Source organism: uncultured Brachyspira sp. (assembly GCF_944390845.1).
In the GTDB taxonomy this organism is placed as follows: Bacteria; Spirochaetota; Brachyspiria; order Brachyspirales; family Brachyspiraceae; genus Brachyspira; species Brachyspira pulli.
Genome location: NZ_CALXRM010000041.1, coordinates 17996 through 28935, shown reverse-complemented (window position 1 = coordinate 28935; position 10940 = coordinate 17996). Strand labels below are relative to the sequence as shown.

Below are 10940 nucleotides of genomic sequence, written 5' to 3'. Positions count from 1 at the left end.
TTCTAGTAATTTAAATTATAAGGAATACCTTCTTTTTTTAAAATAAAAGTGTGCAATATCTATGGCTCTTAAACAATTGTAAATATTTTTTATTATTGATATTTTTACAAATAGTATTATAATGATACTTCATTATTTATTAATTAGAATAAAAAATCTTTATTGGTTGTATTTATGGATTATATAATATCTACTACTTTGTACCTGCTTAAGGGAACATATACTACTTTATCTCTTTATTTTGTAACAGCAATATTTTCACTTCCTTTAGGTATTATTTTTGCTGCATTACAGTTTAGTACGCCAAAGTTTGTAAGATATATTTTTGATATATACGCTTGGATATTCAGAGGTACTCCATTGGTACTTCAGCTTATATTCTTTTATTATGGTCTTCCTCTTATGACTAATAATATGATAGCTTTTCCTGCATTTGCTTCAGCAGCTATAACTTTTGTACTTAATTATGCCGCTTATCTTATGGAAATATTCAGATCAGGTATTGAAAGTATAGAGAAGGGACAATATGAGGCAGGTTTTGCACTTAATTTAACTTATAGACAAATTATGACTAGAATAATTCTTCCTCAGGCTATAAGGAGAGTATTGCCTCCTCTTTCTAATGAAGCTATTAACTTGGTTAAAGATACAGCTTTAGTTATAGTTCTTGGAATAGGGGATTTAATGCTTCATGCAAGACAAATATTAACAAGAGATTATAAACTGCTTCCATTTTTTATAGCAGCTATTATATATTTATTGTTTACATATATACTTGTGTTTGTGTTCAGACAATTGGAGAAAAAGTATGTCATTAGAAACTAAAGAAACTAATTTAAAAGTTGTAAATATAAAGAAAAGTTATAAAGGAACTCCAGCTATTAACGGAGTATCATTTACAGTTAATAAAGGTGATATACTTTCTATTATAGGGCCTTCCGGAGCAGGAAAAAGTTCTCTTTTAAGAAATATTATACAGATAGAAGAACCTGATTATGGTGAGGTTTATATAGATAATGAAGTTTTATTCTGTAAAAAAGAAGGCGAAAAAGCTTTTAGTATTACTCATGCAGATTTTATGAAGCGTAAAGAAAAAATAGGAATGATATTTCAGCATTTCAATTTATTCCCTCATAAAACAGCTTTAGAAAATATAATAGAAGCTCCAATTATAGTAAAGAAACAAAATAAAGACGAGGCTATAGAAGAAGCTTTAAAACTTCTTGACAGTGTAGGTCTTAAACATAAAAAAGATAATTATCCTAATGAATTATCAGGCGGACAAAAACAGAGGGTTGCTATTGCCAGAGCTTTAGCAATGAAGCCTGAAATACTTCTTTGCGATGAACCTACTTCAGCATTAGATCCAGAACTCATAGGAGAAGTTTTAACAGTATTAAAAGAACTTGCTAAAGAAAAAATGACTATGATTGTAGTAAGTCATGAAATGAGTTTCGTTCATGAGCTTTCTACAAATATAGCTTTTATGGATGCAGGTAAAATTATAGCTATGGATTCTTCTGATAATTTCTTTAATAATCAAAAGAATGAAAGGATCAAAGATTTCTTAAATAAAATTTTCCATAAATAATACATAAATTAAAAAAGTTTATTTCACATTATTATTTAGTTATTTTTGTATTTTATGTATTAAACTTAATAATAAAATAAAATTTTATAAAAATAATAAAATTTTTTTTATTATTTTTCATAGTTTTTATATTGACATTTTTTTTAATAGTATTACAATATGTAGTAATAGAAGATAGGTTGTGGAGTTTTTATTATGAATAAATCTTATTTATATGCAGGTTTTGATACTATTTTCTTATTTCATCATACCACCCATTAAAATATAATCTTAAATATAAAAATCATTAACATTTATTTATAAATTGACAAGGAGATAACATGAAACGTGTATCAAGTATTTTATTATTAATTATTTTTTCATTTATTATCAGCTGTAATTCTGGTAATAAAAGTAATGTATCAGCAGAGGATAATTCATTACAAAAAGTAAAAGATGCTGGAAAAATTGTATTAGGATTAGATGATACATTTGCTCCAATGGGATTCAGAGATGAAAATGGCGAAGTTGTAGGATTTGATATCGATTTAGCTAAAGAAGTTGCTTCAAGACTTGGAGTGGAATTGGAAATAAAACCTATAGAATGGTCTAGTTCAATATTAAGTCTTAATAAAGGCGATGTTGATATGTTGTGGAACGGCGTTACAATAAATGATGCTAGAAAACAGCAAATTAATTTTTCTAAACCTTATCTTAATAACAGGCTTGTTATTGTAAAAGCTATTGATGATAATACAATCAATTCTAAAGATGATTTGAAAGGAAAAGTTTTAGGTGTTCAGGTTGGAAGCAATGATGAAGCTTTAACAGCAGATCCAGCAAGTAAAGAAGCTAAAGAAATTAGAAGATATGATGTTAACGTTAATGCATTTTTAGATTTACAAGCAAAAAGAATAGATGCAGTTATTATAGATGAAGTAGCTGCTCAATATTATATATCTGAAAAGAAAGCACCATTTGTTGTTGTAGATAACAGTCCTTTAACTGAAGAATTATACGGTATTGGATTTAGAAAATCTGATGGAAAACTTTTAGCTGAAGTTGATAAAATATTAGATGATATGAGAGCTGACGGAAAAGCAGCAGAAATATCTCAAAAATGGTTTGCTAAAGATATATTCTTAAAATAAGCAAAATTTATTTATGAATAATTAATTTTTTATTCATATTATAAATAAAAATTATAAAGGGGAAAAATTATGAAAAATATTTCAAAGATTATTTTTTTAATTGCTTTTGCCTTTGCAGTTAGCTGTAATAAGACAGAGGAACAAAAGCCATTATCAAATACAAATATTGTTATAACTAAAGAACATGAGGATATTCCTGTAAATCAAGAAGATAATTCATTAGAAAGAGTAAAAAATACAGGTATATTGACTTTAGGATTAGATGATACATTTGCTCCAATGGGTTTTAAAGATGAGATTGGTGATGTAGTAGGATTTGATATAGATTTGGCTAGAGAAGTAGCAGCACGTATGGGAGTTAAACTTAATACTAAAACTATAAATTGGGGAAATTCAACATCAATATTAACTAATGGAGAAGTTGATGTACTTTGGAATGGCCTTAATATAAATAGTGAAAGAAGTAAATCAATGATTTTTTCTAAACCATATTTAAACAATATGCTTATTATAGTAAAATATGTTGATGATGAAACTATAAATTCTATAGATGATTTGGCTGGAAAAGTTGTAGCAGTTCAATACGGCGGAAATTATGAACAGATTGCTCATCACCCTATAATATCTAAAATAAAAGAACTAAAAAAATATGATCTTAATACAGATGCTCTTATAGATTTACAAAATGGCAGAGTAGATGCTGTTGTTTTAGATGATGTTTATGCTAATTATTATATAGCTGAGAAAAAAGTTCCTTTTGCTGTTGTTCAAAGTACACCATTTACTGACGGATTATATGTTGTTGGATTCAAAAAATCTGATGTTAAACTTAGAGATGAGATTAATAGAATATTAGATGAAATGAAAGCTGATGGTACAACAGCAGAGATATCTAAAAAATGGTTTGGTAAAGACATAGTATTGAAGTAGCCATAAAATAAAATAATTTATAAGCAAAGACAAGAGTATATTTTTATTTTTTATATACTTTTGTCTTTGTGCTTTATCTCTAATTATTAATTATTGTATATTGTTCCATTTATATATAAATATTTTAAGTTTTTTAGTTTATATAATTCATTTGGTACTGATGATAAATTTCCTTTTATATATAATTTTTTTAAATTTTCTATATTATAAAATTCATCTTCTATAGTTATTAAAGAACTGCTGCTGAAATAAAGTTCTTCTAAATTACTTAACATTCCTATATTCTTGCTAATAGTATTTAGGTTATTATCTAGAATTGATAACACTTTTAATTTAGGTAATTCAGTTATTGATTTAGGAAGATTTTTTATGTTATTATTATTAATATTTAATCTTTTTAAATTTTGTAATTTTGAAATTTGAGATGGTATTTCTTTTATTTTATTATTGGAAATATCAAGTTCTTCCAATTTTAATAAAGAAAATATTTCTTTTGGTATTTCATTCAATAAATATCCTGATAAATTAATTGTTTTTAATTTTTCTAATTTAAATATTTCTTTTGGAAAAGTTTTAAATAGATTATTAGATATATCTATTTCTTCAATATTTTGCAATGATATTATTTTTTTTGGAAGATTTGTAACTTTATTAAAACTTACATCAATGTATTTTAAATTTGCTAAATTGCATATACTATCTGGTAATTTTTCTAAATTATTATTGCATACATCTAACTTGTGAAGATTTACTAATATATCAATTTCTTCTGGTAAATAAGTTAATTTTGATGAACTTAAATCTAATTCTCTAATATTTAATAAATCTTCTTCATTATAATCAGCTAGTTTAGTTAAGTGATTTTTTTCAAAAAAATTATGTATAGCACTTATTTTTTTATTTAATAAATCAGAATTTATTTTGTTTGATGAAATATTTTTCATGATTATTCTCCTTTTTAATCATATAATATGATTATAGGAGTATCACATGACAAATTTTGTCATCAATTATTTTTTATGAAAAAAAATTTAATTTTTTTTGTAAATACTATCCAATATATATCTTAGTTTCATAGCTTCCAACTGTCCTGGTGCTGATGAACGCTTAGCAGAAGCAAATGTTAATACTGATCCGAATACTCTGCTTATAACACCAAGTTCACCCATAGATATTGCTATTATAGGAAAATCTTTTATTTCACTTGCAGCATCTAATAAAGCCATAACATCTTTTTTGTTTTTAGGCATGTAGGCAACTTTTGCTATGTCGCATTTTAATTTTATCATTTTCTTTATTCTTGATATAATATTTTTTTTGGAAGGTGTTTTACTAAAATCATGATTTGATATTATAGTTTTTATATTATTTAAATTGCATGATTTTATTAAATCTTTTATATCATTGCTTTTTAAAGTAAGTAATTCTAAATCTATTAATTCAAAGCATTTATTTTCTATTACTTTATTATATACATCTAATATATATTTATAATTATTATATTCTATATTTCCGCCTTCTTTTGAACTTCTTAAAGTAAATAGTACTGGTTTATTAGTTGATTTTTTTATTTCGTTTGAAATAGGGATTATATCATTAAAATTAGAATCATTAATAAAAAAGTCAGCTCTCCATTCTATAATATCAATTGGAAGCCTTGATACTTCTTTTATATATTTGATTATATCTCTTTCATTTTTTTCAACTACGGATATGCATATTTTAGGAATTCCATCATTGAAATTTAAATTTCTCATTTTATTTTCCATATTGCATCCTCCGAATAATCAATTTCTATTAAATATAATATTTTTTATATGCTCTACAGGCATTTGTTTATTAGTCCAAAGTTCAAAAGCTAAAGCACCTTGATACAATAACATTCCAATACCATTTATTATTTTACAACCATTTTTTTCAGCTATTTGTAATAATTTTGTTTTTGCCGGATTATATATACAATCGCTTACAATTAAATCTTTTCTAAAAAATGAATCATCATTTATTAAAGAGATATCTTCTTTCATACCTACACTTGTGGCATTGATTAATACATAACTATCATCTATTTTTTCTTTTAAAATATTTTTATTTTCAAGACTGAATAATTCTATACTGCAATTAGTTTTAGATGCAATATTATCAATAATCTTTTTTTGCTCATTCCAATTAGTATCTTTTTTAAATACATAGATTTTTTTTACCCCATACAATGCAGCCTGAGATATTATTGCTATTGAAGCTCCTCCAGTACCTAATATTGTAATATTTTTTTCTTTTATAAATACATTTTCATTTTCCAAAGATTTTATAAAACCTTCGCCATCTGTACTGTAGCCAGTTAATATTCCATTATCATTTACTATGGTATTTACACTTTGTGATAATTCTGCAGCTTCTGATATTTTATCCAAATATTTTATTACTTCTTTTTTATTAGGCATTGAAAGATTAACGCCTCTCATATTGAATGTTTTTATAGCCTGAACAGCATCTTTCAAATTATTATTATCAACTTCAAATGATAAATAGGCATAATTGAGATTAAGTTTATCAAATGCTTCATTATGCATAATAGGGGATATACTGTGTCGGCAAGGAGATGCGAATAATGCTATTAATGTTGTACTGGAGTTTATCTGCATAGGAAAACCTTTTTAATAGTAGTATTATCTTACATAATATTATAATTTTGATTATTGTCAAATATTTATCTATTATATATAAAAATAGTGTTTAATTACTTGATATTTTACAAAAAATTATTATAATTAACATAATAAAGTCATTTAAACAAAAGATAAAAAACAAATATATAAAAATAGAAAAGGAGAACTAATATTATGGATAAAAAAATTATCAAAACTCACAAAGCTCCACAGGCTATAGGACCTTATTCACAAGCTGTAAAAAGCGGTAATTTCATCTTTGCTTCAGGTCAGATACCTTTGGATCCAGTAAGCGGAAACATGGCTGAAGCTGATATCAAAAAACAAACTGAAAGAGTTATGGAAAACATCAAAGGTCTTTTAGAATCAGAAAATTTAACTATGGCTAATATTATTAAAACTACTTGTTTCTTAACAGATATGGCTAACTTTGCTGCTTTTAACGAAGTATATGCTACATATTTCCCAGAAAATCCACCTGCAAGAAGCACTGTAGCTATTAAATCTTTACCAAAAGATGCTTTAATAGAAGTTGAAATAATAGCTGTTATAAGCTAATTTATTACTTGATTAATAATAGCCATGAGTATAATTTTTTATATTCATGGCATTTTTTATAATATTCTTTTTATGCTTATCTTTATAAACTTAAATATTAAAAAATAAATTATTCTTACAAAACTAATAATAAATTAAAATTAAGAGGAAATAATGAGAAACTATATATCGTATTTTATAAAAGGAATGGCCATAGGTATTGCTAATGCTATTCCTGGTGTATCTGGAGGTACTATTGCATTTGTACTTGGAATATATGAGAAATTAACCTATGCTATATCTATTTTGCCTGCAGCATTAATAAAATTAAAATGGAATGATATTAAAGAAAGTTTGAAGATTTTAATTCCTGTTGCATTAGGAGCAGGTATCTCTATAGTATTATTTTTAAAGCTTATTAACTATACATTTACATATTATCCTATTCCAACTAAAATATTTTTTGTTGGTTTAATATTGGGTTCTTTCCCATTTATAACAAAAACAGTAGAAGAATTTAATATAAAAGTATTTTTAGCATTTTTACTTGGTGCTTTCATTATGGCTATATTTGTATATTTTGATATAAATAAGCCTGTAGGTCAAACAACTAATACAGGAGACTTTTCTATACTTTACGGCATAAAATTATTCTTATGCGGAATAGCTGCTGCAGTTGCTATGGTTATACCTGGAATATCTGGTTCTTTACTTTTATTAATATTAGGCGAATATGAGAATATATCTTATTTTGTATCTACAATATTAGAAACTTTTAATGTTCTTCCTATAATATGTGTAGGATTAGGTGTTGTTATAGGAATATTTACTATATCTAAAGTTGTTACTATACTGCTTCAAAAATATAAATCTATATTATTTGGTTTTGTTCTTGGAATTATAATAGTATCATTTTTAAGTTTATGGCCTAATATAACTTCTTTAAGCATACCAATGCTTACAGCAACTGTTATATCTATGTGTGTTGGATTCTTAGTTGCTATAGGAATGGAAAAAATATAATAAAAAATTATATATAATTATTAAAAGGCTAGAAAATGTATTTTTCTAGTCTTTTTTTATATTATCTGAGTTTTATATTGAAGTTATACGCATTAAATTTTATATATTTCATTTCCGAGAATTTTTCTAGTATATATAGGATAAGTGAATGAAAAGAAGAAGAATAAGAAATAAAAGAAAACGTGTATATTTGATATTTGCCATTTTGAGTATAATGTTTTTCTATATATCAATAAATGTTTTATATGGTCAAACATCATCATTTATATATGATGAAGATATTATAAATAATTTACCTAATGCAGAAAGATTTGTAAAAAATATAAAGATTTCTACGTCAACAACAAATAACAATATAGTGATTGTTGAATGGGAAGGAATAAAAGACAATAATTTAATTTATTATCTTTACAGAAGCCATAGTCCTATAATAGGAAAATCTTCTTTAGTTGATTCTTATGTTGTAGATTATATAAAAGCTACTAATGATTCAAAATCTTATTTTATATTAGACAGACCAATATTATCAGCTAAATATTATTATGCTGTTGTTTCTTATGTAGATGATTTGAGTTTTTATAGTGCTAAAGATAATGTTGATATGGCATCAATAAATTTTAACGGATTATCATACAATAATCAAAATAATAATATAGAACCTCAATATAATAAAACAGATAATAATGCAAATAATTTTCAATACTCAAATACATTTATTACAAATATATATACTAATACCGTTTTTAGTACAAATAATATAACAAATACATATACACTAACGAATATTTATTCAGTTACTAATGTATATTCATTAACTAATACAATAACTAATAAATATAATATTACAAATACTTTTTCAGCTAATACTTCATCTGGTGTTAAAAAAAATAATAACAGCAGTGTTTCATCATCAGGAAGTATTGAAAAATATAATAGTGATTATTACAGAGCATTGGCTGAATTTAAAAAAGGAAATTATTCATCAGCAGCAAGTATACTAGAACCTATATCAAAAAGAAATATCAATAAAGATATGTATTATAAGATCAATTTACTTCTTGGTAAAAGTTATAAGTATATGAAAAGAAAGAAAAATGCATTAGATGTTTTTAACCGCATAAAAAACTATAATGCTCAAGAGGTTAATTTTTGGATTAATCAAGTACTAAGTGATTTATAATTGGAGTGTAGATATCTATGAAAACCTATGCAGCAGTTTTGGCATCTGTTATAACTATAGTAGCAATTTTAGGCGGTGTTTTTATTACTAAGATTTCAGCTTTATCTTCTCCTGAAAGATATTTTCAAAAAGGCAAAAGATGTTATGAAATAGAGAATTATGAAGATGCTATAAATAATTTAAATGAATATCTATCAATTGACAGCAGATCAAGACCAATCAATAATATAGCGGAATCATATTTTATGGTTGCAGATTCTCTAAAAAGATTAAAAAAATATTCTTTAGCAAAACAAAGACTTTCAGATATAATAAATAATCCTGACTTTGCATATTATTATACAAATGCCATTTTGGCTTATGCTGATATAGCTAGATTAGAAAATAATGCTGACCCTTATATAATGGCAAAATTGCAGGAGAATTTAAAAATACCAGATAAAGACTTGGCATCAAAAATAAATATTCAATACGGATATCAATTATTCTTCCAAAAAAAATACGGAGAAGCATTAAGCTACTTTTTAAGAGCTGACGGAGAATTAGCAGTTTTAGGAAGAGCCAGAGTATACTTCAATATGAATGAATTTGACAGAGCTTTTGAAACTTATGAAGATTTTCTTAAATATAATAAAACAAGTACATACTATGATGAAGTTGTAAGAACTTATTTAATACAAGTACCTGCAATGGCTCATAAAACTTTTGTAGAAGGAAACTATACAAAATCAAGAATGTACTATACAAAATTGGCAGAATTATTCCCTAGAACTGAATATGCAGAAGATGCTTTGTTTAGAATAGCACAATCATATTATAATGAAAAAAATTATAATAAAGCACTTGATTATTATAATAGAGTAAGACTTAACAATGTTTATACATTAGATGCAGAAGCATTGCTTTATATAGGCTTATCATACTTTAAAGTTGGAAGATATAATGATTCCTATAAAGCTTTGGATAATTTTATTTCTGAATATCCTTCTAATCCTAATGCTTCAAGAGCAAGAGAATATATGCAGGCTTTACAGGAAACATTACTTGCTATTAATTAAATAATTTTTTTGGATAAAGTAGCCCAAAAAGTAGGTATATTATATTGATGAAGTAATCCGTATCCATTAGTGTCTTCATAAATATCTATAAGTTTGAAACCTGCTTTTAATTGTCCTCTAATTTGTTCTTCCGCTGTATGTGAAAATTGTACGCCGTCATTATTTTGCATTAGCTTTTTTAATAAAGCTTCATCTTTTAATGGATTAAAAGGAAGTTTGTATTTTATTTCTTTTTCATTTTCATCAAATAAAAAATTAATACCATTATCTAATCCTGCCATAAGAATGCCGCCATTTTTTAACACTCTGTAGCATTCATACCATACATGCCTAACATCTTCTATATAGCAATTTGATACAGGGTGAAAAATTATATCAAAACTTTCATCAGGGAAAGGAAATTCTTTTGTCATATCAGATTTTACAGCATTTATATTATAATTTTCTCTTTTTGATACTAATAAATCACTGTCTATTTGTTTTTGAGAATAATCCATTAATGTACATACTGCTCCCAATGCAGCAAAAATAGGCATTTGCTGTCCGCCTCCGGAAGCTAGACCTAATACTTGTTTTCCTTTTAAATCTGGGTACCAATCTTTAGGAACAAATTTTGTAGGAGTTAAAAGCATATTCCAATCGCCGTTTTTAGCATTTAAAAAAGTTTCATGAGTTATTGGTATTCCCCATTCCCAGCCTTCTTTTATCCATTCATCTATAGTTTTAGAATTAATTTCAGTATAGTCCATATATTTATCCTTTAAATTTTTTCATAGCGATTAAAGTATATATACCTAAACAACTATATTTTGTCAATTTTGA

At 25.4% G+C, this 10940-nt stretch carries 12 protein-coding genes; 8 read left to right on the top strand and 4 right to left on the bottom strand.

Annotated elements, in window-relative coordinates; translation table 11 throughout:
* The first annotated feature begins 174 nt into the window (after positions 1-174).
* The 4 genes from Q0K52_RS09290 (at position 175) to Q0K52_RS09275 (ending at position 3651) form a co-directional block, all read left to right on the top strand.
* On the top strand, positions 175-825 hold the full coding sequence (locus tag Q0K52_RS09290; RefSeq protein ID WP_297298748.1) for an amino acid ABC transporter permease: 651 nt from the start codon (positions 175-177) through the stop codon (positions 823-825).
* Positions 809-1591: an amino acid ABC transporter ATP-binding protein gene (locus Q0K52_RS09285; RefSeq protein ID WP_297298747.1), complete on the top strand. Its 783-nt coding sequence runs from the start codon at positions 809-811 to the stop codon at positions 1589-1591. Before Q0K52_RS09290 ends, Q0K52_RS09285 begins: the two co-directional genes overlap by 17 nt.
* 320 nt (positions 1592-1911) lie before the next feature.
* On the top strand, positions 1912-2721 hold the full coding sequence (locus Q0K52_RS09280; protein ID WP_297298745.1) for an amino acid ABC transporter substrate-binding protein: 810 nt from the start codon (positions 1912-1914) through the stop codon (positions 2719-2721).
* A gap of 69 nt (positions 2722-2790) precedes the next feature.
* Positions 2791-3651 (top strand): amino acid ABC transporter substrate-binding protein, encoded by an 861-nt coding sequence (locus tag Q0K52_RS09275; RefSeq protein WP_297298743.1) that lies wholly within the window; start codon positions 2791-2793, stop codon positions 3649-3651.
* Between the two features lie 86 nt (positions 3652-3737).
* Here Q0K52_RS09275 and Q0K52_RS09270 read toward each other — a convergent pair whose 3' ends face one another.
* From Q0K52_RS09270 to aroE, 3 genes are all read right to left on the bottom strand, one after another.
* Positions 3738-4595 (bottom strand): leucine-rich repeat domain-containing protein, encoded by an 858-nt coding sequence (locus tag Q0K52_RS09270; RefSeq protein WP_297298742.1) that lies wholly within the window; start codon positions 4593-4595, stop codon positions 3738-3740.
* 87 nt (positions 4596-4682) lie between these two features.
* Complete coding sequence (gene aroD / locus Q0K52_RS09265) at positions 4683-5420, bottom strand: type I 3-dehydroquinate dehydratase (protein ID WP_297298740.1); 738 nt, start codon at positions 5418-5420, stop codon at positions 4683-4685.
* A gap of 18 nt (positions 5421-5438) precedes the next feature.
* Entirely contained in the window at positions 5439-6296 is an 858-nt protein-coding gene (gene aroE / locus Q0K52_RS09260; protein WP_297298738.1) for a shikimate dehydrogenase, read from the bottom strand.
* 198 nt (positions 6297-6494) lie between these two features.
* Here aroE and Q0K52_RS09255 point away from each other — a divergent pair, with 198 nt between their 5' ends.
* The 4 genes from Q0K52_RS09255 to Q0K52_RS09240 all read left to right on the top strand — a co-directional run bounded on the left by Q0K52_RS09255 (position 6495) and on the right by Q0K52_RS09240 (position 10118).
* A complete protein-coding gene (locus Q0K52_RS09255; protein ID WP_297298736.1) occupies positions 6495-6878 on the top strand; it encodes a RidA family protein in 384 nt (127 codons plus the stop codon).
* A 153-nt stretch (positions 6879-7031) separates the two neighbouring features.
* Entirely contained in the window at positions 7032-7880 is an 849-nt protein-coding gene (locus tag Q0K52_RS09250; RefSeq protein ID WP_297298734.1) for a DUF368 domain-containing protein, read from the top strand.
* 148 nt (positions 7881-8028) lie between these two features.
* Positions 8029-9060, top strand: coding sequence for a hypothetical protein (locus Q0K52_RS09245; RefSeq protein WP_297298732.1), 1032 nt, complete (start codon positions 8029-8031; stop codon positions 9058-9060).
* Between the two features lie 17 nt (positions 9061-9077).
* Entirely contained in the window at positions 9078-10118 is a 1041-nt protein-coding gene (locus Q0K52_RS09240) for a tetratricopeptide repeat protein (RefSeq protein WP_297298730.1), read from the top strand.
* Here the strand turns inward: Q0K52_RS09240 and Q0K52_RS09235 are convergent.
* Positions 10115-10867, bottom strand: a complete 753-nt coding sequence (locus tag Q0K52_RS09235) for a class I SAM-dependent methyltransferase (protein ID WP_297298727.1) — start codon at positions 10865-10867, stop codon at positions 10115-10117. The genes Q0K52_RS09240 and Q0K52_RS09235 overlap by 4 nt on opposite strands.
* Positions 10868-10940 lie beyond the last annotated feature (73 nt).